Raw genomic sequence first — 25,761 nt, 5'->3', positions numbered from 1 at the left:
GTTTTGCACAAAAAAAGGACCATGATATTGTGCAAAATCCTGGCAACGGACAGCGCAAACAAAAGGCGGATACAGCGCAATTAATGCAAAAAAGTTTGACAAAAATTGCATTAAACATTACAATGGAACCAGAGGAAGATAATCCTCATATGAATCTGAACATTTAAGGAGGCGTCTTATGCCTGTTACGATTAAAGATGTTGCCGCCCTTGCCGGAGTATCCCCGTCCACCGTGAGCCGGACCTGCAAGGACCATCCGTCCATCAGCCGCCAGACCAAGGAGAAGGTACGCCAGGCCATGGCAAAACTGGGGTATGAGCCGAATTTCCAGGCCAGCAGCCTGGCTACCCAGAATTCCAGGACCGTCGGGATTATTTTGCCGCCATCCCAGTGGGAGGCGTACCAGAATGCGTTTTATCTGGAAGTCATCCGCGGCATCAGCCAGTACTGTAATCAGAAACAATATATCAATACAGTGGTTACAGGCCAGAACGAGGATGAGATACTAAAGGTCATAAAGAATATGGCAAGGACCGGCCTGGCGGAAGGCTTTATTGTATTGTATTCCAAGGAACAGGACCCGGTTCTGGACTACCTGTATGAGGAAGGGCTGTTATATGTGCTGATTGGAAAGGCATACAGGAATGTGAACCAGACCATTTATGTGGACAATGACAATGTGCTTGCGGGCCGGGAAACAGCGGCTTACCTCTTAAGCCTGGGGCATGAGAGGATTGCGTATCTGTCGGGCGACCACTCCCTGCTGTTTAACAACGACAGGAAGATGGGGTACATGCTGGCCCTGACAGAGCATCAGATCCCATTCAGGCCCGAGCTGTGTGTGGAGGCGCCGGCCATACCGGAAGACCAGAACCAGGTGCTGACCGCCCTTCTTACAATGCAGGACCGTCCCACCGCTGTCCTGGTCAGTGATGACATACTGGCAGTGGCCCTTGAAAAAGCATGTATCGGGCTGGGGCTGTCCATTCCCGGGGATATCTCCATTATTTCCTTTAATAATTCCCTGCTCTCCAGGTTCACCACGCCGCCCCTCACATCCGTGGATGTAAATTCCATCCAGCTGGGCATTGAGGCAGCGGCCCAGATGATCAACCATGTGGAGAATCCGGAACTGGTTGCAACAAAAATCATCGTGCCCCATCATATGGTGGAGCGGGGAAGCTGTGCAAGGGCCGGCAGGGCGTGACTTTTATACATTTTCCTGAAATACATCCTATCGTATATATTCTTCTTGAAAAACACAACATTTAGTGCTAAAATCATATACTGTTGCACAAGCAACAGATTTTTCCAGGATAATATGATAGTATACTGATACGGCAGGCCGCGGGTGAAGCGGCGGCCTATGAGAGTATAGGGATAAAAGGAGTGTATTGACAATGAAGATTATCAAGAGGAATGGCGCTGAGGAAGATTTTGACATAAATAAGATTGTGGTGGCTGTGTCCAAAGCCAATGTGGCAGCGGGCAAGAGCAAGCTGAGCATGGAGCAGATTAAGGACATTGCGGATTATGTGGAGTATAAATGTGATAAGCTGAACCGTGCAGTGTCAGTGGAGGAAATCCAGGACATGGTGGAGAACCAGATTATGTCCACCGGCGCTTTTGAACTGGCCAAGGATTATGTAAGGTACCGCTTCCAGCGTTCCCTTATCCGTAAGGCCAACACCACGGATAACCGTATCCTTTCCCTGATTGAGTGCAATAATGAGGATGTGAAGCAGGAGAATTCCAATAAGAACCCAACGGTCAACAGTGTGCAGAGGGACTATATGGCAGGCGAGGTCAGCAAGGACCTGACCAAGCGGATGCTTCTTCCCCAGGATATTGTGGAGGCGGACAAGGAGGGGATCATACATTTCCACGATTCCGATTATTTTGCCCAGCACATGCATAACTGTGACCTGGTAAACCTGGAGGACATGCTTATGAATGGCACGGTCATCAGCGAGACCAGGATTGAGAAGCCCCACAGCTTTTCCACGGCCTGCAATATCGCCACTCAGATCATTGCCCAGGTGGCCAGCAACCAGTATGGCGGACAGAGTATCAGCCTGGCCCATCTGGCTCCTTTTGTGGACGTATCCAGGAAGAAGATACATGCGGAGGTACTGGAAGAGGTTAAGACATTTGGCTGCACCCCTTCCGAGGAGGCCATCCGCCAGGTGGTGGAGAACCGGCTGCGCAAAGAAGTGATTAAGGGCGTGCAGACCATCCAGTACCAGGTCATAACCCTGATGACCACCAATGGGCAGGCGCCTTTCCTGACCGTGTTCATGTACCTGAACGAGGCTAAGAACGAGAGGGAGAAAAAGGACCTGGCCCTGATTATCGAAGAGTCCTTAAAGCAGCGTTACCAGGGCGTTAAGAATGAGTCAGGGGTATGGATCACGCCGGCGTTCCCAAAGCTGATTTACGTGCTGGAGGAGGATAATATAACCGAGGGGACAGAATACTATTACCTGACGGAAATGGCTGCCAGATGCACTGCAAAGCGCCTGGTCCCGGATTATATTTCCGAGAAAAAGATGATGGAACTAAAGGAAGGCAACTGCTTCCCCGTGATGGGATGCCGCAGCGCCTTAAGCCCATGGAAGGATGAGGAAGGCAATTATAAATTCTACGGCCGCTTCAACCAGGGCGTGGTCACCATCAACCTGGTGGATGTGGCGCTGTCTTCCGGCGGCGATATGGATGCGTTCTGGAAAATATTCGATGAGCGCCTGGACCTTTGCTACCGCGCGCTGATGTGCCGTCACAACCGTCTGAAAGGCACGCTTTCAGACGCAGCCCCCATCCTGTGGCAGAACGGGGCCCTGGCCCGGCTTAAGAAGGGGGAGACCATTGACCGGCTGCTGTACGGCGGATACTCCACCATTTCCCTTGGATATGCAGGTCTTTATGAGTGCGTGAAGTATATGACAGGCAGGTCACACACCGACCCGGAGGCAACGCCCTTTGCCCTGGAGGTCATGGAATATATGAACAAAGCCTGCAACCGCTGGAAAGAGGAGACCAATATCGGGTTCAGCATCTACGGTTCCCCCATTGAGAGCACAACCTACAAGTTTGCAAAATGCCTCCAGAAGCGTTTTGGGATTATTGAGGGAGTGACGGACAGGAGTTATATCACCAACAGCTATCATGTGAATGTATCAGAAGAAATCGATGCATTTTCCAAGCTGAAATTTGAATCCCAGTTCCAGGCCCTGTCCACAGGCGGCGCCATCAGCTATGTGGAGGTCCCCAACATGCAGAACAATATTCCGGCCGTCCTTCAGCTGATCCGCTACATTTATGACAATATCATGTATGCGGAGCTGAATACAAAAAGTGATTTCTGCCAGGAATGCGGTTTTGACGGGGAAATCCGTATCGTGACCGATGACAGCGGCAAGCTGGTATGGGAATGCCCCAAGTGCGGCAACCGGGATGAGAACAAGCTGAACGTGGCCCGCAGGACCTGCGGTTATATCGGAACCCAGTTCTGGAACCAGGGAAGGACCCAGGAGATAAAGGAAAGGGTGCTGCACTTATAATATGAATTACGGGACAATTAAAAAAAATGATATTGCCAACGGGGAGGGCGTCAGGGTATCCCTGTTTGTGTCAGGATGCACGCACCACTGCAGGAACTGTTTTAATGAGGAAGCATGGGATTTCCGGTTCGGCCGTCCCTTTACCGGGGAAACCCAGCAGGAGATATTAAAAGCCCTGGAGCCCGGGTATATTAATGGCCTTACCCTGCTGGGAGGGGAACCCTTTGAACCGGAGAACCAGAGGGCGCTGCTGCCCTTTTTAAGACGGGTCAGGGAACGCTTCCCGGAGAAGGATATCTGGTGTTATACCGGATATCTGTTTGATGCGCAGCTCCTTGCCCAGAGCCGCGCCAGATGTGAATGCACGGATGAAATGCTTCGCCTGATAGACGTACTGGTGGACGGCAGGTTTGTGGAGGAAGAAAAGGATATAAGCCTGGCGTTTAAGGGGTCGGCGAACCAGAGGATCATTGATGTGAAACGGTCGCTGGATGAAGGGCGTGTTGTCATAAAGATGTGATTGGACGGATGGGATAATTTGTAAAAGAATATATCAATGGATGAAATAAGAGATAAATGAAAGACTTCTAAGCCTCCCGGCGCATTGCGTTTGCATCCGCATGATGGTATAATTACCTAATCGTGATCAACCAGATGCAGTAGTGTAACGCTTGCCGTAGGAGGCTATTTATATGGGTATTAGGTCAGCGGAAGAGATTGAGGGGTTTGCCAGGAAGATCCTGATCCGGTATTTCTGTGAAGCGGATGTGGAATTTCTTATATCCACATTTGCGGATGATATTGTATGGCTTGGAGCCGGGGAAATGCAGAAGGCGGAGGGGAAGGAAGCCGTGGCCGCATGCTTCCGGGCCGGACAGGATGAACTGTCACCTTGTGATATGTTTGATGAAGTTTATGAAACCAGGAATCTGGGCGGCGGCAGTTACCTGTGCGAGGGGATGAGCCTGCTTAAGTCCAAGGCGGGGACCGGGATATTCCTGGACATACGCCAAAGGATTACCTTTATTTTCCAGGAGCGGGAGGACGGCCTTAAAACAATACATATGCATAATTCAGTGCCCTTCAGGGACATACGGGATGGGGAGCTTTTCCCGCTGGAGTCAGCCACACAGGCATATCAGAAACTGGAGTCCGTGCTGGAAAAAAAGGAACAGGAGTATAAGCAGCAGGCGGATTTCCTGTCACAGCTGTATAACTCGGTACCCTGTGGCATCCTGCAGTTTTCCACGGACCCGGAACACAGGATCATCAATGTGAACCGGATGGTATGGGAAGCCTATGGGTTTGCCTCAGAGGAGGAATACCGCTGTGCGGTCAAATGTCCTTATGACCTGGTGCTTGACCAGGACAGGGAATGGATTGAAAAACAGGTGGGCGGACTTGTGCTGGACGGGGATACAACGTCTTATATCCGTCAGGGGGTCTGCAGGGATGGGCGTCAGATATGGATCAGCGTGGTCATGGGGCGGCTTGTCAATGCGGACGGCCTGGAGGTGATACAGGCCGTGTTTACGGATGTCACTGAACTCAGGCGCATGGAACTGGAGCAGGAGCGCCAGCAGATGATTGAGAACAGGTCACTGCAGGCGGCAATCTGTACCGCGTACCCCCTGATCATGAGCCTGAACCTGACCAAAGATACCTATAACTGCTTTATAAAAGGGCATGAGGTATACGTTGGAAAGCGGGAGGGCAGCTATTCCGGGATGCTGGAGCATTTCTGTCCGCTTGTGTATCCTGCTTACCAGGAAGATTATATGGATTACTTCAGGCGCGGGCATGTAATGGAACGCTTTGCGGCTGGGGAACGCGACATCTATATGGAGTTCCAGCAGATTGGGAGCGACGGAAGGTATCATTGGATTTCCGTGCAGATCATCTATGTGGAGAATCCGTTTAACAGCGACATGCTTGCCATTAACCTGGTTAAGATCCTGGATGCCCAGAGGGCGGAACAGGCCCGCCAGGAGCAGCTGCTTCGGGATGCCCTGGCGTCTGCCAAGGCTGCCAACCGGGCAAAATCGGATTTCCTTTCCAGGATGAGCCATGATATCCGCACGCCCATGAATGCCATCATCGGCATGAGTACCATTGGCCAGCTAAAGGCAGGGGACGTTAAGGGCATGCAGGACTGTTTCAGGAAGATTGATTCCTCTTCCAGGTACCTGCTGTCCCTGATTAATGACATACTGGATATGTCCAAGATAGAGAACGGGAAAATGAATCTGTCCCAGGAGTATTTTGATTTTGCCGGACTGATAGAGGACATTGACCAGATTGTCTATCCGCAGGCCAGGGAAAAGAACATCCGGTATGAAATCTATCATGAGGAACCCTTGGACCAGCATTATGTGGGGGATCCGCTGAGGGTCAAGCAGATACTCCTGAACCTCCTGTCCAATGCGCTTAAATTCACTCCAACTGACGGCATGATACAGGTCAATATAAAGGAACAGAAGCGCACCAATGGGTTTTCCTATATCCGGTTCTGTGTCAGGGATTCGGGAATCGGGATGTCAAAAGAGTTCTGCAGCCGCATCTTCCAGCCGTTTGAGCAGGAGTCCCCGGAGACTGCCCGCAACAATGTGGGAAGCGGACTGGGACTGTCCATTGTCTATAATCTGGTGCAGCTTATGGGCGGGACCATTGAAGTGGAGAGCGAGAAGCACAAGGGGGCTGTATTTACAGTGATCATTCCCCTGCGGCTGGTGGAGGACGATGAGCAGAAGGAGCGGCAGAGGAAGCAGCAGGAACTGTTAAACGGGCTGGCTGTCCTGGTGGTGGATGATGACCCTGCGGTAGGGGGCCAGTGCATAGAAATCCTTAAGGACGCCGGAGCCAACCCTGTCTGGGTGGATTCCGGTTTTAAGGCGTTGGAGGAAGTGGGGCACCGGCTGGGTCAGGGGACATACTATGACATTGCCCTGATTGACTGGCAGATGCCGGATATGGACGGGGTTGAGACAGCCAGACAGATCCGCAGTCTGGTGGGACCTGATACCACAATCATCATGATATCGGCCTATGACTGGGACTTCATAGAGGAAGATGCCAGGAAGGCAGGGGTGGATTGTTTCATACCAAAGCCATTGTTCAGGAACTCGCTTTTCGGCGCGTTTGCAGGTGCTGTCAAAGGGAGCCGTCCTGTTGAGGAAAAGGCTGAAAAGCCGGATTTTGACAACTGCCGTATCCTGCTGGCAGAGGACAACGAACTGAACCGGGAGATTGCCAAGACCCTTCTTAAGATGCATGGAATGGAAGTGGATGCCGCGCAAAACGGTCAGGAGGCATTTGAGCTGTTTGAAGAAAATGGCCAGGATTATTACCAGGCAGTGCTCATGGATATCCGGATGCCTGTCATGGACGGTCTGGGGGCGACCCGTGCCATACGCGGACTGGACCGGCCGGATGCCGGCCGGATCCCAATCCTGGCCATGACAGCCAATGCCTTTGAGGAAGACAGGATTGCGGCCATGAAAGCCGGGATGACAGGGTACCTGGTAAAACCGCTGGATATAGAGATGGTTTTGGATGAAATCAGGAAATATGTATAGATTTGGGGATGCAGCATGCTGCATCCCTATATTCATGCGGTTTTATGGAGACAGTCCGTATTCACTGGGAGTGGGCCCTGTTATAAGCAATATATTCCTTAAACTGTTCCAGACTATAATTCACCACCAGATCCTGGGGGAAATCCGCTTCCTCCAATATGGGAATGGCATGGTCCAGGTTGGCGATATCCGCAGTATAATGTGCATCGCTGCTGGCAATGACAGGCACACGGTGCTTTTTGCAGAGATTTAAAAAGGTGAGTACATTTTCATGGACATTTTTGCGCGTGGGGGTGCGCAGGGAATTGTTGTTTACTTCCAGCAGGGTGTGGCAGCTTTTGGCAGCCTTGACGATTTCCTCATAAATCAGAGGGCATGTCCCGTCGTCCGGATGGCTGATGATATCCACCTCCGGATTGGCAATGGCGCCCAGCACCGCGTCTGTGTTCTGTCTTGGGGTGCCTGGCTTATAGCACATCTTGTGGATGCCGGCTATCCTCAGGTCCAGGTGTTTCATGTATTGTTTGCCAAGGCTTAAGGTGCCCTTGTAATCCAGGATATTGATTTCAGCCCCAAGCATCAGTTCTATTCCAAACATCTGCCTGGGCACCACCTTCAGGTTGACAAAGTAAATGTCCTCGCAGGTTCCGGCAATGCCTTTGGTGTGCTCGGTAATGCCAAGCAGCTTAAGTCCCTTTTGGGAAGCAGCCTTTGCCATCTCGGTGAGTGTTGCGTAGGCATGCCCGCTGGCAACCGTATGGGTGTGGACATCAAGTTCAATTGGTTTCATATAGGATCCCTCATTTCCAGTCATAAAATATTTACTGTATAGTCTATCACAAATCCTTGATAAAAACACAGGTTTATGATAGACTTTACCATTATATGAATAAGTAAACACAGCTGCCTGCCACCGGGTATGCAGCGCTTATGTGCCTGAACACATTCCAGTAGGTCAAAGAAGGAATGTGTCCGGGCTTTTTTTCGGGAAAATATGTCTGGAAACAGAACTGGCCTGGCAGGAATCGGTTCAAGAAACGCTGGCTGCCAGCCGGATATGGAGGATGAAGATGGGAAAGAACAGCATATTTCGTGAATTTTTCAGGTATGTGGGGCTTAACGTGCTGGGGATGATCGGGTTGTCATGTTATATCCTGGCAGATACATATTTTGTGTCCAAAGCACTGGGGACCAGCGGCCTGGCCGCCCTTAACCTGGCTATTTCCGTGTACAGCGTCATCAATGCCACCGGTCTTATGATGGGCGCCGGGGGAGGCACCCGGTTCTCCATTTTCATGTTCCAGGGACATGAAAATGAGGCAAGGCGGGTATACACAAGGACCGTGGGACTGGCGCTGGCCGCCGGAGGCGTGTTCCTTCTGGCGGGGCTTTTTTGCGTGCCTGCCATTGCAGCCCTTTTGGGGGCGGATGCGGATACCATGGACAAAACAACGGCATATCTGCGCGTCATCCTCTGTTTTGCGCCGTGTTTCATCATGAACAATACCCTGCTGGCCTTTGTCCGCAATGACGGGAATCCCAGGCTGTCCATGGCAGCCATGCTAACAGGCAGCCTGGCCAATATTGCTTTGGACTACCTGTTCATGTTCCCGTTTTCCATGGGTATGTCCGGCGCGGCAATTGCAACCGGGCTGGCTCCTGTCATCAGCATGGGAGTGCTCTCACTGCACCTGTTCAGTAAAAAGAGCACCCTGTCCATCTTAAGATGCAGATGGAGCCTGAGGGAAGCCATATCCATCCTTTCGCCGGGCGTGTCATCCTTTATAACAGAACTGTCCTCGGGCATCGTACTTATGGTGTTCAATCTGGTCATCCTGTCCCTTGCAGGCAATACCGGGGTGGCGGCCTACGGGATCGTGGCAAACCTGGCCCTGGTGGTGGCCGCTGTATTCACAGGGATTGCCCAGGGGCTGCAGCCCCTGGCAAGCCGCAGTTATGGGGCAGGGGATGGAAATGCCCTGAAGCTTGTGTTCCGGTATGGGGCCATGCTTTCCATTGTGCTGTCGGTGTGTATCTATGCTGGCGCCAACACATGCTGGCAGGGAATCATCGCCATATTTAACAGCGAAGGCAGCCAGGATCTGGTTCCCATTGCACGGCGGGGAATCCAGCTGTATTTTGCAGGATTCCTCTTTGCAGGGGTCAATATTGTCAGCGCGGCTTTTTTAAGCGCTGTGGTGGAAACCGGGAAGGCATTTTGCATATCCATTGTCAGGGGATGCCTGGCCATCATCCCTCTTGCATTCCTGCTGCCCGGCATATGGGGGATGGATGGAGTGTGGCTTTCATTTGTATTGGCTGAGGCCGCGGCCTGTGTGGTGTCCGCGGCGGGTATTATGAGGGCTGGCACACCCTAGGGTCTGTTTGAAAATTCATTCCCGCCATCCTGCGCATCAGGTCCGCCATCTCAATGGCTCCCACCGCGCATTCATAACCCTTGTTGCCGGCCTTGGAGCCGGCGCGTTCAATGGCCTGTTCGATAGTTTCCGTGGTCAGCACGCCGAACATCACCGGAATCCCGCTTGTAAGGGAAACATGGGCGATTCCCTTGGAAACCTCGCTGCATACATAGTCATAGTGGCTTGTGCTGCCGCGGATGACGGCCCCAAGGCAGATGACGGCGTCATATCGGCTGCTGGAAGCCATTTTGGAAGCTGCCAGCGGAATCTCAAAGGCCCCGGGCACCCATGCAATGTCAATGTCCTCATCCCCAACCTCATGACGTCTTAATCCGTCCAGGGCGCCGCTTAAGAGCCTGGAGGTGATGAATTCGTTAAAGCGGGCGGCTACGATGCCTACCTTTATTTTGCCAGGTATCAGTTTTCCTTCATATACATTCATAATGGATTCTCCTTCTATAATCATGGTTTTAGTATAAGGATGTCAGGAATAGTGCAGGATGTGCCCCATCTTTTTCTGTTTGGTCTTCAGGTAAAAAAGGTCATGGCTGGTAGGGTCCATCTGGATGGGCACGCGTTTTATTATGTCAATCCCAAATCCGGAAAGCTGGTACACCTTATCCGGGTTATTGGTCAAAAGCCGCAGGGTCCTGGCGCCCAGGTCCTTTAGAATCTGGGCGCCAATGTAATACTCCCGCAGATCGCCTTTAAATCCCAGGGCCAGGTTGGCTTCCAGGGTATCCATCCCATTGTCCTGAAGTTCATATGCCTTTAACTTGTTGATCAGGCCAATGCCCCGTCCTTCCTGGCGCATGTAGAGCAGGATGCCCCGGCCTTCCTGTTCAATCTGTTTCATGGCGGCTGCAAACTGCTGCCCGCAGTCGCAGCGCATGGAGCCGAATGCATCGCCTGTCAGGCATTCGGAGTGTACGCGGCATAGAAGGTCCCTGCCATCCCCGATTTCTCCCTTCACAAGCGCAACATGGTGCTCGCCGTTTAGCTTGTTCACGTAGCCGTAAGCGCGGAAAATCCCGTAACGCGTGGGCATCTTGGTGCAGGCCATGAGTTCCACCAGACACTCATGTTGTTTACGGTAGTCCTGTATTGCTTTTATGGTGGTGATTGCAAGACCCCATTCTGCGGCCAGTTCCATGAGCTGGGGTGTGCGCATCATGGTGCCGTCCTCCTTCATGATTTCGCAGCAAAGGCCGCATTCTTTAAGACCGGCCAGACGCATCAGGTCCACGGTGGCCTCTGTGTGGCCGGGGCGCTCCAGGACGCCGTTTTTCTTTGCCATTAGGGGGAACATATGGCCAGGCCTGCGGAAATCCTCAGGTTTTGCGTCCGCGTCCGCACAGAACCGGGCCGTGGACCCGCGTTCTTCTGCTGAAATGCCGGTGGTTGTGCTTATGTGGTCCACGGATACCGTAAATGCCGTTTCGTGGTTATCGCCGTTGTCTGTTACCATCTGTGGGAATGCAAGCTTCTGGCAGAGTTCCCGGCTCATGGGCATGCAGATAAGTCCTTTGCCGTGTACCGCCATGAAATTGACATTTTCCGTGGTGGCATACTGGGCGGCACAGATAAAATCGCCCTCATTTTCCCTGTCCTCATCATCCGTGACCAGGATGATCCTGCCTTTGCGCAGGCTGTCCAGGGCTTCTTCAACCGTGCTGAAGTGAAACATGATAATAACCTCCTTTGTTATAAATCCGTATAATCAGAAACCATTTTTCAATAAGAATTCCTCTGTGACACCGGACCGGGGGTGGCTGCTGCGGCCCGTGCCTTTGTGCAGTTTTGCAATGTATTTCCCCACACAGTCATTTTCCAGATTCACCGTGTCGCCCACTGCCTTATGGACCAGGTTTGTATGGCTGGCAGTGTGCGGGATGACCGATACACGGAAGTTCTGGTCCGTTACACTGGCAACGGTGAGGCTGATCCCATCCATGGCAATGGAGCCTTTTTCAATGATGAAGTCCAGGATGCAGGGGGAAGTGTCCACCGTATACCAGATGGCATTGCCGTCCCGCTTTACCATGGAAATGGTTCCGGTGCCGTCAATGTGGCCGGAAACAATATGTCCGCCAAACCGCCCGTCTGCAGCCATTGCCCGCTCCAGGTTCACAAGGGCGCCGGGTTTCATGGACCCAAGTCCGGTACGTGCCAAGGTTTCCGGCATGACATCAGCCGTGAAACCGGTTGGTGAGACAGTGGCTGCAGTGAGGCATACGCCGTTAACCGCGATGCTGTCACCTGGCCCGGTGCCATCCAGGACAGCGCGCGCCCTGATGTTTAGCACACAGGAGCGGGGGCCGCGGGCAGAGGACACCAGGATTCCTGTTTCCTCTATGATGCCTGTGAACATGGAACCACCCCGCTTTCTAATAGGATATCCCTGCCAAGGACCGTAATCCTGGGGGAATCCAGCAGGAAAGCCGATTCAGGCATTCCCACCCCTGTCCCGCCTATGGGGGACAGACCCTTTTGGCCGCCGAAAACCTTAGGGGCAATGTAGGCCTGAAGCTTATGGACAATGCCCTGGTCCAGCGCAGACCAGTTAAGGGCGCTGCCTCCTTCCAGCAGGATGCTGTCAATATCCATCCCGCCCAGGCGTTTCATCAGGACCTGCAGATCCGTGTGGCCGTCCTTTTCAGGAAGGACCAGGATTTCACAGCCCGCATCCTCATAGGGCGCCATGGCATCTGGGTCCTGGCAGCAGGTGGCCAGGATGGTCCTGACATGGGGGGCCGTGATGATTACATTTGATGTAAGTGGTGTCCTGAGATGGGTATCGCAGATGATACGCGCCGGATTCCTTCCGTCCGGGATCCGGCAGGTTAACTGCGGGTCATCTGCAAGGATGGTTCCAAGCCCGGTCATGACAGCGCTCAACCGGTTCCTGGTCTTATGGACATGTTCCCGGGCCTGTTCCCCGGTAATCCATTTGGACTGACGGCTGGATGTGGACGTCTTTCCGTCCATGGTCATGGCGTATTTCATGACCACATATGGCTGTCTGCTGCGGATAAAGTGGAAGAATACCTCGTTCTGCCGGATGCATTCCTCCTCTAAAACGCCCTGGATTACTTCGATTCCGCTGCTCCTAAGCACAGCCATCCCTTTTCCTGCAACCAGCGGATTGGGGTCACTGGCGCCGATGACCACCCGGCGGATGCCGCTTTTTATGATGGCATCCGTGCAGGGCGGGGTTTTGCCATGATGGCAGCATGGCTCTAAGGTGACATAGAGCACGGCCCCGTTGGCCGGCGCGGTCAGGGAGTCAAGGGCAGCCCGTTCAGCGTGGGGACCGCCGAAAAAGGCGTGGTATCCCTGGCCGATGACAGCGCCGTCCCTGACAATGACAGCGCCCACCAGGGGATTGGGGTTTACCCGCCCTTCTCCTTTGGCTGCAAGGGAAAGGGCAAGGCCCATGCAGGTGTTATCGGTTGTTTCCCACATTTCGACACCTCCTTTGTGTAATGGGAAAATGTATAAGGATGAAATAAAAAACGCCTTGAACATATTGTCCAGGGCGGGGGAGTAATCCTTAGGATATGTCAATACCGTATATGGATTGGGATGCATCCATCATCCATCCAATGCACCAATCCCATGAAATTAACATAATATGGCCTGTTTTGCATGTTATGTTAAAAAAGCCCCGGTATGACATCATACCAGGGCAGCCATTAACATCTATATGGACGGAACCGCTCATCCAATCCATCCCGGGAATACTGGCCGGGATAATCCGATAATCCATCCATCATAAAACATCCATGTCCATCTTCTTTCATCCAGACTATACTGTCGGCTTCGGAATCACACCGAATCATGCCTTGCGGCTCGTGGGCTGTACCACCGGTAGGGAATCGCACCCTGCCCTGAAGATATTGATTCAATTGAGTGTTATTATAGACAGGCAGAGGGCGGATGTCAAGCAGTTCCGGAAAAATCTTAAATTTCTTTTTCCGGCCCGGACATGCATATAATAAGAAGGCACTGCTTATATTTAGGTAATGATAAGAGATTATGAGGTATTACATGGCAACCAATCCAGAACGGACATCCAGTGGAATGCTGCAGATTAATGTAATCAACATCCAGAACAACTTTCCCATCCAGAATGCCAGGGTTACAATCAGCTATAAGGGAGAGCCTGCAAGCGCCCTGGAACAGCTTCAGACCAATAGTTCAGGCCAGACAGAGACCGTCTCCCTTCCGGCGCCTCCGGTGGAACTGAGCCTGGAACCAGGCATCATCCAGCCATATTCGGAATACAACCTGACCGTGGAGGCTGAGGGATTTGACCCGGTGGAGGTATCGGGAACCGAGATACTGGCTGACTCCACGGCTATCCAGCCAGTCAGCCTGACACCGGCAGGGGAGGGAACGCCTCCCGAGAACCCAATCGTAATCCCGGACCACACGCTCTATGGGAATTATCCGCCCAAGATTGCGGAGGCAGAGATAAAGCCTGTGAATGAAAGCGGGGAAATCGTATTAAGCCGTGTGGTGGTTCCGCAGACCGTGGTGGTCCATGACGGTGCGCCAACAGACCGGACGGCAAAGGATTATTATGTGCCTTACAGGGATTACATTAAAAATGTAGCTTCCAGTGAAATCTATTCCACCTGGCCCAGGGCCACCATCACGGCCAATGTGCTGGCCATCATGTCATTTACCCTGAACCGCGTTTATACGGAGTGGTACAGGAACCAGGGATATGATTTTACCATCACATCCTCCACTGCCTTTGACCACAAATGGATATACGGCAGGAACATATTTGAGAGCATTTCCCTGGTAGTGGATGAGATATTTGACAATTACCTGTCCAGGCCGGGCGTGCGCCAGCCCATCCTGACCCAGTACTGCGACGGGCGCCAGGTACAGTGTCCCAACTGGATGACCCAGTGGGGGTCATGCTCCCTGGGAGAGCAGGGGTACAGCCCCATTGAAATCCTCCGCTATTTTTACGGCGACAGCATCTACGTCAACACAGCAGAACAGATATCCGGTATCCCGGCATCCTGGCCCGGAAATGACCTGACCATTGGCAGCACAGGGGATAAGGTGCGCCAGATGCAGGAGCAGCTGGATATGATTGCAACGGTGTATTCCGCCATCCCAAGGGTGACCCCGGATGGTATCTATGGGCAGAGGACAGCGGACGCGGTAAGGGAGTTCCAGTCCATATTCGGGCTTCCCCAGACCGGTGTGGTGGACTTTGCGACCTGGTATAGGATATCCCATATCTATGTAGGGATAACAAGGATTGCGGAACTGGTGTAGGGAATACAACCTACAGGCGGGCTTATGGCTGCCGATTCCCGGCTGCCATAAGCCCGCCGGAAAACCGTGAAAAGCCTGTCCAGAAACTACCAAAGCCCGCCGGACAACCGCCAGCACGGGCCCTGTCTGCCTTCCGCTGTTCCCTGTTGCCCGCCTTAAAAACTATTAGATTACAACAAAAAAATTTAGCCCCTAAAGCTATTGAATAATAAATCGAAATACAGTATAATCTTTACAATTTGGGCTGAGATGACTTGGCCCATGAGCAAACACATAAGAAAGGACAGGTACCCCCATATGAAAGCATACCTCATACTGGAAGATGGAACTGTATTCACCGGGACAAGTATTGGTTCAGAGCGTGAAGTTATCAGTGAAATCGTGTTTAACACATCAATGACCGGTTATCTGGAAGTGCTGACCGATCCGTCTTACGCGGGACAGACAGTTGTCATGACATATCCCCTTATTGGCAATTACGGAATCTGCCATGAAGACATGGAATCAGCAAAACCCTGGCCGGACGGCTATATTGTAAGAGAATTATCAAGAATCCCCAGCAACTTCCGTAGCGAGGATACCATCCAGAACTTCTTAAAATGCCACGACATTCCCGGTATCTGCGGTATCGATACAAGAGCCCTTACCAAAATCTTAAGAGAAAAAGGCACCATGAACGGTATGATTACCACCAGGGAATATACCGATTTAAGCGGGCCCATAAAGCGTATGAAAGAGCATTGCGTATCCGGCGTGGTCATGAAGACCACCACAAAGGAGAAATATGTGCTTCCTGGAAAAAGCCTTTCGGACAGCGGCCTTTCCGGCAACAGCGGCCTTTCCGGCAAGAATGGCCCTTCTGCCAATTGCTTTCCGGGCGCCGGCAAAAGGGTGGCCCTTATGGATTACGGCGCAAAGAAGAACATTGCCCGCTCACTGAACCGCCTTGGCTGTGAGGTTACCGTATATCCCGCAGACACCCGGGCAGAGGAAGTGCTGGCAGCCTGCCCTGACGGCATCATGCTCAGCAACGGCCCTGGTGACCCCAAGGAGAATACGGCTGTCATAGAAGAAATAAAGAAACTTTATGCATCGGATGTGCCGATTTTTGCCATCTGCCTGGGACACCAGCTTATGGCGCTGGCCAATGGCATGGATACTTATAAGTTAAAATACGGACACAGGGGAGGCAACCATCCTGTTAAGGACCTGGAGACAGGAAGGGTGTACATTTCCTCCCAGAACCATGGTTATGTGGTGGATATGGAGACCGTGCCCCCGGATATCGCGGTTCCTGCTTTTGTGAATGTAAATGACGGAACCAACGAGGGGCTTAAATATGTGGGCAAGAATATTTTCACGGTGCAGTACCACCCCGAGGCCTGCCCCGGACCACTGGATTCCGGTTACCTGTTTGACCGTTTCCTGAAAATGATGGAGGTGAATGACTGATGCCAAAGAATCCTGATATTAAGAAAGTCCTTGTACTTGGCTCCGGCCCAATCATCATCGGACAGGCCGCCGAGTTTGATTATGCAGGCACCCAGGCCTGCCGTTCCTTAAAGGAAGAGGGCGTGGAGGTGGTGCTTTTAAACTCCAACCCCGCCACCATCATGACGGATAAGGACATTGCGGACCGGGTTTACATTGAACCCCTGACCGTGGAAGTGGTGGAACAGCTTATATTAAAGGAAAAGCCGGACAGCGTGCTGCCCACCCTGGGCGGACAGGCTGGTCTTAACCTGGCCATGGAGCTGGAGGACGCAGGCTTTTTAAAGGAACACGATGTACGCCTGATCGGCACCACGGCCCTGACCATCAAGAAGGCGGAAGACCGTGAGATGTTTAAGGAAACCATGGAGAAAATCGGCGAGCCGGTGGCTCCTTCCGACATTGTGGAGGATGTGAAGCACGGCCTGGAGATTGCGGCGCAGATCGGTTATCCCGTGGTGCTCCGTCCGGCCTATACCCTGGGCGGATCCGGCGGCGGTATTGCCCATAATCCGGAACAGTGCGCCGAAATCCTGGAAAACGGCCTCAGGCTTTCACGGGTGGGGCAGGTCCTGGTGGAGCGCTGCATCGCGGGCTGGAAGGAAATCGAGTACGAGGTCATGCGCGACGGCGCCGGCAATGTGATTACGGTATGTAATATGGAAAACATTGACCCGGTGGGCGTCCATACCGGCGACAGTATCGTGGTGGCTCCTTCACAGACCCTGGGCGATAAGGAATACCAGATGTTACGTACCTCGGCCCTGAATATCATCAGCGAACTGGGGATTACCGGCGGCTGCAATGTGCAGTATGCCCTGAACCCGGACAGCTTTGAGTACTGCGTCATCGAGGTAAACCCCCGGGTAAGCCGTTCCTCGGCACTGGCCAGCAAGGCAACCGGATACCCCATTGCCAAGGTTGCTGCCAAGATTGCCCTGGGTTATACCCTGGATGAGATTAAGAACGCGGTCACAAAAAAGACATACGCAAGCTTTGAGCCAATGCTGGATTACTGCGTGGTCAAGATGCCAAGGCTCCCGTTCGATAAATTCATAAGCGCCAAGCGTACCCTGGGAACCCAGATGAAGGCCACCGGCGAGGTCATGAGTATCTGCACCAACTTTGAAGGCGGACTGATGAAGGCAATCCGTTCCCTGGAACAGCATGTGGACTGCCTCCTGTCCTATGACTTTACCGGACTTACTGACAGTGAGCTGAGGGAACAGCTGGAAAAGGTGGACGACATGAGGATCTGGAGGATTGCCGAGGCCCTGCGCAGAGGCATTTCCTATGAAGATATCCATGAAATCACACGGATTGACCTGTGGTTCATTGACAAGCTTGCCATCCTGGTGGAAATGGAACAGGCCCTTAAGGCGGTTGGGGAAGGCAAGGCCGGGCTGACCGCGGAGCTTCTTGCAGAGGCCAAGAGGATTGAATTCCCGGATAACGTGATTGCAAGGCTTACCGGAATTGCCCAGGAAGAAATCAAGAAGCAGCGCCATGACAATGATATCCGGGCGGCATTCAAGATGGTTGACACCTGCGCGGCTGAGTTTGCAGCTGAGACGCCTTATTACTATTCCTGTTTCGGAAGCATCAACGAGGCAGAAAAGACAGAAGGGCGTAAAAAGGTGCTGGTCCTTGGATCCGGCCCCATCCGTATCGGGCAGGGGATTGAATTTGACTTCTGTTCCGTGCACAGCACCTGGGCGTTCAGCCGGGAAGGTTATGAGACCATTATCGTAAATAACAATCCGGAGACAGTGAGCACGGATTTTGATATTGCGGACAAGCTGTATTTTGAGCCCCTGACCCCGGAGGATGTGGAAAGCATCGTGGACATTGAGAAGCCGGACGGAGCCGTGGTACAGTTCGGCGGGCAGACAGCCATCAAGCTGACAGAGGCCCTGATGAAAATGGGGGTTCCCATCCTTGGCACTGCTGCGGAGGATGTGGATGCGGCAGAGGACAGGGAACGTTTTGACGAAATCCTGGAGCAGTGCGGGATTCCAAGACCGGCAGGACACACCGTATTCACGGCAGAAGAGGCCAAAAGGGCAGCCCATGAACTGGGCTATCCCGTACTGGTAAGGCCTTCCTATGTGCTGGGCGGACAGGGCATGCAGATTGCCATCAGCGACGAGGACATTGACGAATTCATCGGCATCATCAACATGATTGCCCAGGAACACCCAATCCTTGTGGACAAATACATCATGGGCAAGGAAATCGAGGTGGACGCCATCTGTGACGGCACCGACATCCTGATTCCGGGCATCATGCAGCATATTGAGCGCACCGGGATCCATTCCGGCGACAGCATATCCGTGTATCCGGCCATGGATATCACGCAGCACAACATTGATACCATTGTGGACTATACCGAGAAACTGGCAAGAGCCCTTCATGTAAAGGGAATGATTAACATCCAGTTCATTGTGGACGGGGACGACGTGTATATCATCGAGGTAAACCCACGTTCCTCACGTACCGTGCCCTATATCAGCAAGGTGACAGGCATACCCATTGTTCCGCTGGCAACCCAGATTATCTGCGGACACACCATAAGGGAGCTGGGCTACAGGCCGGGGCTTCAGCCGGCAGCGGATTACATTGCCATCAAGATGCCCGTGTTCTCCTTTGAGAAAATCAGGGGCGCCGACATCAGCCTTGGGCCGGAGATGAAGTCCACAGGCGAGTGTCTGGGCATTGCAAAGACCTTTAACGAGGCGCTGTACAAGGCATTTGAGGGAGCCGGGATCCGTCTGCCCAAATACAAGAAGATGATCATGAGCGTGCGCCACAGCGACCAGGAAGAGGCAGTGGACATTGCCCGCAGGTTCGCGGCAGTGGGTTATCAGATATTTGCCACACGGGGAACCGCAAGGACCCTGAATAAAAACGGCGTAAAGGCATATGAAATCCGCAAGCTGGAACAGGAATCGCCCAATGTACTGGACCTGGTGCTGGGCCATCAGATTGACCTGATCATCGACATTCCGGCCCAGGGCGCCGAGCGCAGCCGCGACGGCTTCATCATCCGCCGCAACGCAATCGAGACAGGCGTAAATGTGCTGACTTCCCTGGATACGGCGGCAGCCCTTGTAACCAGTCTGGAGAACCGGGCCAAGGAACTGACGTTAATTGATATTGCCACGGTAAAGAACGCATAAATGGGCATGGAGATAAAATCAGGGCCGTGTCTGAGAATCAAACGTGCAGGTCATTCCTGCACTTAGATTCTCAGACACGGCCCTGGCCGGTTTCACGGACAGTCAATTCCGGGTGTAGACGGCGGCACCCGGATATACTCAGATATACCCGGATATACCCGGCTGTATCCCATCCATGTATTTCATTTCCTTAGAACCCCAGGTGCTCCAGCAGTATCTTTATCCCCATGAGGATAAGGATGATGCCGCCGGTCAGTTCCGCCTTGGACTTATACCTGCAGCCAAAGACATTCCCCGCCTTTACGCCCACCATGGACAGGGTAAAGGTGACCACGCCGATAAAGGACACGGCGGGGACAATGTCCACGTCCAGAAATGCAAAGGTAACGCCTACGGCCAGGGCATCGATGCTGGTTGCCACGGAGAGCAGGACCATTTCCCGCACATCCAGGGAGGCGTTGGCGCATTCCGCGTCTTTTTCCAGGGATTCCTTTATCATGCCGGCTCCTATGAGGGCCAGAAGGATAAACGCAACCCAGTGGTCATACGCCTTGATGGCCATGCTGAACCTGGAGCCAAGGAAGTATCCCAGCAATGGCATGGCTGCCTGGAAACCCCCGAAATACAGGCCCACGATAAATGCGCCTTTCCAGTTCATCCTGGGCATGGCCAGTCCCTTACAGACAGAGACGGCGAATGCATCCATGGACAGCCCCACGGCAATGATAAACAGCTCTGCTAATGACATAGTGAATCCTCCCGTACTTGTTTAATATATGGAACGGCGTATAAAAAAAGACCCACCTACGGCCGGATACGGTATCCACCGGGGGTCTGGTCCCTGCAGACTGCCGGAAATATGGTCTCCATGCCGTAGATAAGTCTCATTATTTGAAATAAAGCCAGATAGGACACCTATCAGTATGTTGACTTTATTACATGCAACCCATGCCAACTACTCCCTTATCACTTGCTATATTTTAAGTGACCAGGAAGAAAATGTCAAGAAAAATTCTCAATCCATTGTAAAAAAACAGCCCCTGTGCTAAACTGAAAAACGTACGCATGCCTGGCGTCCCATGGATTCCTTACGCAGACGCGCCCTGGTCCTTAACCGGCTGGAAGAGGCAGGAAGCCGCGGCCGCAGGGCGCCTTGGTTCAGGCAGAATACAGAATATACGGAGATATTATGTGAGATGAAAAAGTCATATGAGATTGATATGTGCGATGGCCCGCTTCTGAGCAAGATCCTTTTATTTTCCGTTCCTTTAATGATGTCAGGTATTTTACAGCTTCTGTTCAATGCAGCGGACATCATTGTGGTGGGCCGGTTTGCCGGCAGCAGCGCCCTTGCGGCAGTTGGTTCCACTTCCTCCCTTATCAATCTGCTGATTAATGTGTTTGTGGGCCTTTCCGTGGGCGTTAATGTCCTGGTGGCCAAATATTACGGCGGCCAGAGGGAAAAGGACATGAGCGAGACCGTACACACGGCCGTGCTGACAAGCCTGTTAAGCGGGCTTTTCCTGGTAATCCTGGGAGGGATTGCAGCCAGGCCCCTGCTCCATCTGATGGGAACGCCGGATGATGTGCTGGACCAGGCCGTGCTCTATATGAGGATTTACTTCCTGGGTATGCCGGTGCTGATGGTCTATAACTTCGGCGCAGCCATACTGAGGGCAATCGGGGATACCAGACGGCCCCTGTATTTCCTGTTCATGGCCGGCGTGGTCAATGTGGCGCTGAACCTGTTTTTTGTCATTGGACTTGGGATGGGCGTGGACGGGGTCGGATGGGCAACCGTCATCTCCGAGCATGTGTCAGCCCTTCTGGTGCTGAAAAGCCTGATGGAGGCCCCGGGCGCACTGAAGCTGAACCTTAAGGAACTGCGGATCCATCCAAAGAAACTGAAGCGGATTGTGAAGATTGGACTTCCGGCCGGCATGCAGGGCGCCATCTTTTCCATATCCAATGTGCTGATCCAGTCCTCGGTCAATTCCTTTGGATCCATTGCTATGGCCGGCAACACCGCTTCCGCCAACATCGAGGGGTTTGTGTATACGGCCATGAACGCGGTGTACCAGACCAATCTCAGCTTTACCAGCCAGAATCTTGGCGGCAGGAAATACAGCCGGATTAACAGGATCATGTATATCTGCCTGGCAGTGGTGACCGTGGTGGGCATCACGCTGGGGATAACGGCCGTGCTGGCCGGGGACCTGCTGCTTGGCATCTATTCCTCGGATGCACAGGTGCTCCGCTACGGCATGCTGAGGCTGGAAATCATCTGCGGCACCTATTTCCTATGCGGTATCATGGACTGTATGGTGGGCAGCCTGCGCGGCCTTGGATATTCCGTCATTCCCATGTTCGTTTCCCTGACAGGCGCCTGCGGATTGCGTGTGCTGTGGGTATTTACCGTGTTTGCGGCATACCGTTCCCTGGACGTGCTTTATCTGTCCTATCCGGTGTCCTGGGCCATCACGGCCATTGCCCATATGATTACCTTCCGCAAGATACGCAGGAAGATACCAAGGCAGGACGCGGTGCCGTTGGCGTAGAATACGATACAAAAGAAAGGTAGAAGTACCATATGCTTTTTAGTTCACTTACGTTTGTGTGGTTTTTCCTTCCTGCACTGGCCCTCATCTATTATCTGGCGCCGGGCAGGAAGATTAAAAATGCGGTCCTGCTCATTGCCAGCCTTCTGTTTTACAGCTGGGGCGAGCCACGGTATGTGGCGCTGGTCCTCTTATCCATCCTGTTCAATTACCTCTTTGGCCTTGCAATTGGAAAGGCTGGGGGCAGGAAGGGCCTTAGGCGGGCAGCGCTGGCCGTTTGCGTCGGGGCCAATCTGTGCCTTCTGGGATATTTCAAATACTTTAATTTCTTCCTGGAGCTTGCCTATACCGTATTGGGAAAGGAGGGCTTCACACCCAGGAATATTGCGCTGCCGATTGGCATTTCCTTTTATACCTTCCAGGCTGTTTCTTATATTGCCGACATATACCGGGGCGTGAAGCCGGTCCAGAAACATATATTCCGGCTGGCCCTGTACATATCCCTGTTCCCGCAGATCCTTTCAGGCCCCATTGTGAAATACAACGAATTGGAGCCGCAGATAGAAGGGCGCAGGGAAAGCATTTCCATGCACGCATATGGCATCCGGAGGTTTGTTTACGGCCTTGCCAAGAAAATGGTATTTGCCAATATGTTCGGGCAGGTGGTGGACCGGATATGGGGACTTCCCCTGGAACAGCTGGGCACGGCCGTTGTCTGGTTTACAATCCTGCTCTACAGCTTACAGATATATTATGATTTTTCCGGTTACTCGGACATGGCAATCGGGCTGGGGCGGATGTTTGGGTTTACCTACCAGGAGAACTTCAATTATCCGTACCTGTCCGCCTCCATCAGCGAGTTCTGGCGCAGGTGGCACATATCCCTGTCCACCTGGTTTAAGCAGTATCTCTACATACCCCTGGGCGGCAACCGCAAGGGGCTTACAAGGACCTGCATCAACCTGTTTGTGGTATTCATGGCAACCGGGCTGTGGCATGGGGCCAGTATGAATTTTATCTGCTGGGGGATTTACTATGGGATCTTCATTGTGGCGGAGCGGCTGTGGATTGGCAGGATTCTGGAAAAGAATCCCTGCAAGGCCCTGAATCATGTATATACGCTGCTGGTGGTCATGTTTGGCTGGCTGCTGTTTAGGGCCGGGAGCCTGCATCAGGCCAAGGTGCTGGCAACAGCCATGCTGGTGCCCAGGGCCGGGCTGTGGAACCTGAGGATTTTCATGGACAACCGGATTATCTTCCTGCTGATCCTGGCGGTCTGTTTTTGCGGGCCTGTGCAGAAACGGTTCCCGGGGCTTACAAAGCATCTGTATGACGGGGAACAGACGGGGGCGGTGGATGTGGCTGTCATGGCGGGCCTTCTCCTGTTATGCACTGTCTTGATGGTAAGCAGCACCTATCAGGCATTTATCTACTTCAGATTCTGACACATATAAGGGAGTACATTTATGATAAAGAAAATAATGATTGGAGGCTTCTGGGCCCTTGTGCTTCTCCCCAACCTATTGTTCCCGCTGGTAAAGGGGAGCGGGGACAGCGGCAGCGCGGAGAACCGGACCCTGGCTGAATTCCCGGTTTTTCAGGCAAAGGACTTTGAGGCATATCCTTCCGAAGTGGACAGCTACATCAATGACCATGCAGCGTTCAGGAACCGTTTCCTGAGCATTAATTCTGTGCTTAACCTGAAGCTGTTCGGTTATGCGGATTCCCAGGACGTCATACGGGGGAAAGAGGGCTGGTACTTTTTTGCAGGCGGGATGAGCTTGTTTGACGCCCTTGGCACAGAGCCTTTTTATCAGGACGATGTGGCTATGATCGGCAATGAAATCATCCGGGCCGCCAACTATTATGAGGGCAGGGGGATTCCCTTCCTCATGATGATCCCGCCCAACAAGGAAGGCGTTTACAGGGAATATATGCCGGACTGTTATGAGCGGGTATGGGATGGGAACCGCCCTGCCCAGCTGGAGGAATATCTCAGGGAACATTCCGGTATCACGGTGCTGGACCCCAGGGAGTATTTTAATACCAACCGGGATTATACATGGTACTATAAGACAGATACCCACTGGAACTTTGCAGGGGGATATGTGGGTTCCCAGATGATCATTGAAGCATTGGGGGGAACCGGGGTTCCCATAGAGGATGTAACCGTAACCTATGAGGAGGGGGCGCCCGGCGACCTGGTGAACCTGTTCCATCTGCCGGAAAAATACTGCAGTGATGAAACTGCGGTCATCACTGGCTTTGGCGACCATCTGGCCGTCCATGTGGAGGATGTGCTGGGGGATAAGAACATCCTCCACATGTCCACGCCAGGGGCGCCGGACAGCAGGCGCATTGCCGTGATCCGTGACTCCTTTGGCACGGCCCTGATGGACAAGCTGCCCAGGTATTTTGCCAATGTGGATTTTTATCACTGGCAGGCATTTGATTATACCATGCTGGAGGAAAATCCGCCGGATGCAGTGATTTATGAAATTGTGGAGAGGGATTTGACCAGGATTCCCCAGGATGTGGCAAAAATGGTGCCCGGGGATGCCGGTTAACAGGAACAAATTGTAAAATTTATGCAGAAAAGGTGAAGAAAGACTTTTGCATTCCGGTGAAATATCGTATAATCAGATGGAGTGGCTTGGCATATTTTAAGTAAAGGAGAGGGACAGACATGAAGATTTTGAATTTTGGGTCATTGAATATTGATTACACCTACAGCGTGGATCATTTTGTAAGAGGCGGGGAGACATTATCCTCAGAAACCATGAATGTGTTTTCAGGCGGAAAGGGACTGAACCAGTCCATTGCCCTGAGCAGGAGCGGGGCAGCGGTATGGCATGCAGGGGCAATCGGTACAGGGGACGGGGATTTCCTGGTAGGGCAGCTTAAAAGCGCAGGGGTTAATACAGAGCTGATTGCGGTACTGGAAGGAAAGACAGGACATGCCATCATCCAGAAGGCAAAGGACGGGGGCAACTGTATCCTTTTATACGGCGGCGCCAACCAGATGATAACAAAGGCAATGGTGGATGAGGTCATCAGCCATTTTGAGGCAGGGGACTATCTGGTGCTTCAGAATGAGATAAGCGAAATCGGCTATATCATGGAGAAGGCCCATGAAAAGCAGATGAAGATCGTTCTGAACCCCTCGCCCATGGATGACAAGATTGCAGGTTATCCCCTTGAGTGTGTGGACTATTTCCTGTTAAATGAGATTGAGGCAGGGGATATCTGCGGCCAACAGGGAGAGGGAGGGGAACTTCTTAAAAAACTGTCCTCCAAGTTCCCATCCGCCAAAATCGTACTGACATTAGGCGGAGACGGCTCCCTTTACTGGGATGGGGACCGGATCTTAAAGCAGGGCATATACAAGGTCAAGGTGGCAGATACAACTGCGGCAGGGGATACCTTTACCGGATTCTTTATCGGAGGACTGGTCCAGGGCATGGACGCCGCGGATGCGCTTGAATGGGCGGCTAAGGCGGCAGCCATTGCGGTTTCACGGCCAGGGGCAGCGCCTTCAATTCCCTGTAAGGAGGAAGTGGACCGGTTTTAGGAATTGGGATTGAGGTTAGGAATCAGGGGCAGAGCTGGGCGGCCGTGGGCTGCACGGTCTCTGCCTTGTTTATGGGCTTTAGCCTGTTGAGTATGTCGGAGTTTTT

18 protein-coding genes and 1 riboswitch are annotated in these 25,761 nt (G+C 52.6%); of the genes, 12 read left to right on the top strand and 6 right to left on the bottom strand.

Annotation, left to right across the window (positions count from 1 at the left end; all coding sequences use genetic code 11):
• The first annotated feature begins 178 nt into the window (after positions 1–178).
• The 4 genes from DWX59_RS00095 to DWX59_RS00080 all read left to right on the top strand — a co-directional run bounded on the left by DWX59_RS00095 (position 179) and on the right by DWX59_RS00080 (position 7,135).
• Positions 179–1,207: a LacI family DNA-binding transcriptional regulator gene (locus DWX59_RS00095; protein WP_117555287.1), complete on the top strand. Its 1,029-nt coding sequence runs from the start codon at positions 179–181 to the stop codon at positions 1,205–1,207.
• Positions 1,208–1,400: 193 nt separating this feature from the next.
• Positions 1,401–3,560, top strand: coding sequence for an anaerobic ribonucleoside-triphosphate reductase (gene nrdD / locus DWX59_RS00090; protein ID WP_117555286.1), 2,160 nt, complete (start codon positions 1,401–1,403; stop codon positions 3,558–3,560).
• 1 nt (position 3,561) lies between these two features.
• On the top strand, positions 3,562–4,080 hold the full coding sequence (nrdG, locus tag DWX59_RS00085) for an anaerobic ribonucleoside-triphosphate reductase activating protein (protein ID WP_117555285.1): 519 nt from the start codon (positions 3,562–3,564) through the stop codon (positions 4,078–4,080).
• A gap of 172 nt (positions 4,081–4,252) precedes the next feature.
• Complete coding sequence (locus tag DWX59_RS00080) at positions 4,253–7,135, top strand: hybrid sensor histidine kinase/response regulator (protein ID WP_117555284.1); 2,883 nt, start codon at positions 4,253–4,255, stop codon at positions 7,133–7,135.
• A 61-nt stretch (positions 7,136–7,196) separates the two neighbouring features.
• Here the strand turns inward: DWX59_RS00080 and DWX59_RS00075 are convergent, their stop codons facing one another.
• Positions 7,197–7,925 carry a phosphatase gene (locus tag DWX59_RS00075; protein ID WP_117555283.1) on the bottom strand — a complete coding sequence of 243 codons (729 nt, stop codon included), beginning with the start codon at positions 7,923–7,925 and terminating at the stop codon, positions 7,197–7,199.
• Between the two features lie 280 nt (positions 7,926–8,205).
• Here DWX59_RS00075 and DWX59_RS00070 point away from each other — a divergent pair, with 280 nt between their 5' ends.
• Positions 8,206–9,513 (top strand): MATE family efflux transporter, encoded by a 1,308-nt coding sequence (locus tag DWX59_RS00070; RefSeq protein WP_117557097.1) that lies wholly within the window; start codon positions 8,206–8,208, stop codon positions 9,511–9,513.
• On the opposite strand, the gene ribH is transcribed toward DWX59_RS00070, so the two are convergent.
• The 4 genes from ribH to ribD are packed head-to-tail and all read right to left on the bottom strand — an operon-like array spanning position 9,491 to position 13,020.
• Positions 9,491–9,997, bottom strand: a complete 507-nt coding sequence (ribH, locus tag DWX59_RS00065) for a 6,7-dimethyl-8-ribityllumazine synthase (RefSeq protein WP_117555282.1) — start codon at positions 9,995–9,997, stop codon at positions 9,491–9,493. The genes DWX59_RS00070 and ribH overlap by 23 nt on opposite strands.
• A 42-nt stretch (positions 9,998–10,039) precedes the next feature.
• Positions 10,040–11,242, bottom strand: coding sequence for a bifunctional 3,4-dihydroxy-2-butanone-4-phosphate synthase/GTP cyclohydrolase II (locus tag DWX59_RS00060; protein ID WP_117555281.1), 1,203 nt, complete (start codon positions 11,240–11,242; stop codon positions 10,040–10,042).
• Positions 11,243–11,275: 33 nt separating this feature from the next.
• Positions 11,276–11,926 carry a riboflavin synthase gene (locus tag DWX59_RS00055; protein WP_117555280.1) on the bottom strand — a complete coding sequence of 217 codons (651 nt, stop codon included), beginning with the start codon at positions 11,924–11,926 and terminating at the stop codon, positions 11,276–11,278.
• Positions 11,908–13,020, bottom strand: a complete 1,113-nt coding sequence (gene ribD, locus DWX59_RS00050) for a bifunctional diaminohydroxyphosphoribosylaminopyrimidine deaminase/5-amino-6-(5-phosphoribosylamino)uracil reductase RibD (RefSeq protein WP_117555279.1) — start codon at positions 13,018–13,020, stop codon at positions 11,908–11,910. The genes DWX59_RS00055 and ribD overlap by 19 nt, the downstream gene beginning before the upstream one ends.
• A gap of 322 nt (positions 13,021–13,342) precedes the next feature.
• Positions 13,343–13,457, bottom strand: a riboswitch (FMN riboswitch).
• Positions 13,458–13,605: 148 nt separating this feature from the next.
• Between ribD and DWX59_RS00040 the strand changes: the two genes are divergently transcribed.
• The 3 genes from DWX59_RS00040 to carB all read left to right on the top strand — a co-directional run bounded on the left by DWX59_RS00040 (position 13,606) and on the right by carB (position 19,526).
• Positions 13,606–14,856 carry a peptidoglycan-binding protein gene (locus DWX59_RS00040; RefSeq protein WP_117555277.1) on the top strand — a complete coding sequence of 417 codons (1,251 nt, stop codon included), beginning with the start codon at positions 13,606–13,608 and terminating at the stop codon, positions 14,854–14,856.
• A 297-nt stretch (positions 14,857–15,153) separates the two neighbouring features.
• The gene (locus DWX59_RS00035; protein ID WP_117557095.1) at positions 15,154–16,308 is read left to right on the top strand and encodes a carbamoyl phosphate synthase small subunit; all 1,155 of its coding nucleotides are present in this window, start codon (positions 15,154–15,156) and stop codon (positions 16,306–16,308) included.
• Entirely contained in the window at positions 16,308–19,526 is a 3,219-nt protein-coding gene (gene carB, locus DWX59_RS00030) for a carbamoyl-phosphate synthase large subunit (protein ID WP_117555276.1), read from the top strand. The genes DWX59_RS00035 and carB overlap by 1 nt, the downstream gene beginning before the upstream one ends.
• A gap of 190 nt (positions 19,527–19,716) precedes the next feature.
• Here the strand turns inward: carB and DWX59_RS00025 are convergent, their stop codons facing one another.
• Positions 19,717–20,274 (bottom strand): manganese efflux pump MntP, encoded by a 558-nt coding sequence (locus DWX59_RS00025; RefSeq protein WP_117555275.1) that lies wholly within the window; start codon positions 20,272–20,274, stop codon positions 19,717–19,719.
• 448 nt (positions 20,275–20,722) lie between these two features.
• Between DWX59_RS00025 and DWX59_RS00020 the strand changes: the two genes are divergently transcribed.
• From DWX59_RS00020 to DWX59_RS00005, 4 genes are all read left to right on the top strand, one after another.
• Positions 20,723–22,084, top strand: a complete 1,362-nt coding sequence (locus tag DWX59_RS00020) for an MATE family efflux transporter (protein ID WP_117557093.1) — start codon at positions 20,723–20,725, stop codon at positions 22,082–22,084.
• A 32-nt stretch (positions 22,085–22,116) separates the two neighbouring features.
• Positions 22,117–23,529, top strand: a complete 1,413-nt coding sequence (locus DWX59_RS00015; protein WP_117555274.1) for an MBOAT family O-acyltransferase — start codon at positions 22,117–22,119, stop codon at positions 23,527–23,529.
• Positions 23,530–23,550: 21 nt separating this feature from the next.
• Positions 23,551–24,651 carry an alginate O-acetyltransferase AlgX-related protein gene (locus DWX59_RS00010; protein WP_117555273.1) on the top strand — a complete coding sequence of 367 codons (1,101 nt, stop codon included), beginning with the start codon at positions 23,551–23,553 and terminating at the stop codon, positions 24,649–24,651.
• Between the two features lie 119 nt (positions 24,652–24,770).
• Positions 24,771–25,655: a ribokinase gene (locus tag DWX59_RS00005; RefSeq protein WP_117555272.1), complete on the top strand. Its 885-nt coding sequence runs from the start codon at positions 24,771–24,773 to the stop codon at positions 25,653–25,655.
• Positions 25,656–25,761 lie beyond the last annotated feature (106 nt).

This window comes from Enterocloster aldenensis, assembly GCF_003434055.1.
In the GTDB taxonomy this organism is placed as follows: Bacteria; Bacillota; Clostridia; order Lachnospirales; family Lachnospiraceae; genus Enterocloster; species Enterocloster aldenensis.
Note: the sequence above shows the minus strand (reverse complement) of the source record. Positions and strands in the feature narration are given on the sequence as shown.

What these genes read in the sequence shown, in the direction of transcription:
- DWX59_RS00095 (WP_117555287.1), top strand. Translation starts at nt 179, where the DNA reads ATGCCTGTTACGATTAAAGATGTTGCCGCCCTTGCCGGAGTATCCCCG.
- nrdD (WP_117555286.1), top strand. Translation starts at nt 1,401, where the DNA reads ATGAAGATTATCAAGAGGAATGGCGCTGAGGAAGATTTTGACATAAAT.
- nrdG (WP_117555285.1), top strand. Translation starts at nt 3,562, where the DNA reads ATGAATTACGGGACAATTAAAAAAAATGATATTGCCAACGGGGAGGGC.
- DWX59_RS00080 (WP_117555284.1), top strand. Translation starts at nt 4,253, where the DNA reads ATGGGTATTAGGTCAGCGGAAGAGATTGAGGGGTTTGCCAGGAAGATC.
- DWX59_RS00075 (WP_117555283.1), bottom strand. Translation starts at nt 7,925, where the DNA reads ATGAAACCAATTGAACTTGATGTCCACACCCATACGGTTGCCAGCGGG.
- DWX59_RS00070 (WP_117557097.1), top strand. Translation starts at nt 8,206, where the DNA reads ATGGGAAAGAACAGCATATTTCGTGAATTTTTCAGGTATGTGGGGCTT.
- ribH (WP_117555282.1), bottom strand. Translation starts at nt 9,997, where the DNA reads ATGAATGTATATGAAGGAAAACTGATACCTGGCAAAATAAAGGTAGGC.
- DWX59_RS00060 (WP_117555281.1), bottom strand. Translation starts at nt 11,242, where the DNA reads ATGTTTCACTTCAGCACGGTTGAAGAAGCCCTGGACAGCCTGCGCAAA.
- DWX59_RS00055 (WP_117555280.1), bottom strand. Translation starts at nt 11,926, where the DNA reads ATGTTCACAGGCATCATAGAGGAAACAGGAATCCTGGTGTCCTCTGCC.
- ribD (WP_117555279.1), bottom strand. Translation starts at nt 13,020, where the DNA reads ATGTGGGAAACAACCGATAACACCTGCATGGGCCTTGCCCTTTCCCTT.
- DWX59_RS00040 (WP_117555277.1), top strand. Translation starts at nt 13,606, where the DNA reads ATGGCAACCAATCCAGAACGGACATCCAGTGGAATGCTGCAGATTAAT.
- DWX59_RS00035 (WP_117557095.1), top strand. Translation starts at nt 15,154, where the DNA reads ATGAAAGCATACCTCATACTGGAAGATGGAACTGTATTCACCGGGACA.
- carB (WP_117555276.1), top strand. Translation starts at nt 16,308, where the DNA reads ATGCCAAAGAATCCTGATATTAAGAAAGTCCTTGTACTTGGCTCCGGC.
- DWX59_RS00025 (WP_117555275.1), bottom strand. Translation starts at nt 20,274, where the DNA reads ATGTCATTAGCAGAGCTGTTTATCATTGCCGTGGGGCTGTCCATGGAT.
- DWX59_RS00020 (WP_117557093.1), top strand. Translation starts at nt 20,723, where the DNA reads ATGAAAAAGTCATATGAGATTGATATGTGCGATGGCCCGCTTCTGAGC.
- DWX59_RS00015 (WP_117555274.1), top strand. Translation starts at nt 22,117, where the DNA reads ATGCTTTTTAGTTCACTTACGTTTGTGTGGTTTTTCCTTCCTGCACTG.
- DWX59_RS00010 (WP_117555273.1), top strand. Translation starts at nt 23,551, where the DNA reads ATGATAAAGAAAATAATGATTGGAGGCTTCTGGGCCCTTGTGCTTCTC.
- DWX59_RS00005 (WP_117555272.1), top strand. Translation starts at nt 24,771, where the DNA reads ATGAAGATTTTGAATTTTGGGTCATTGAATATTGATTACACCTACAGC.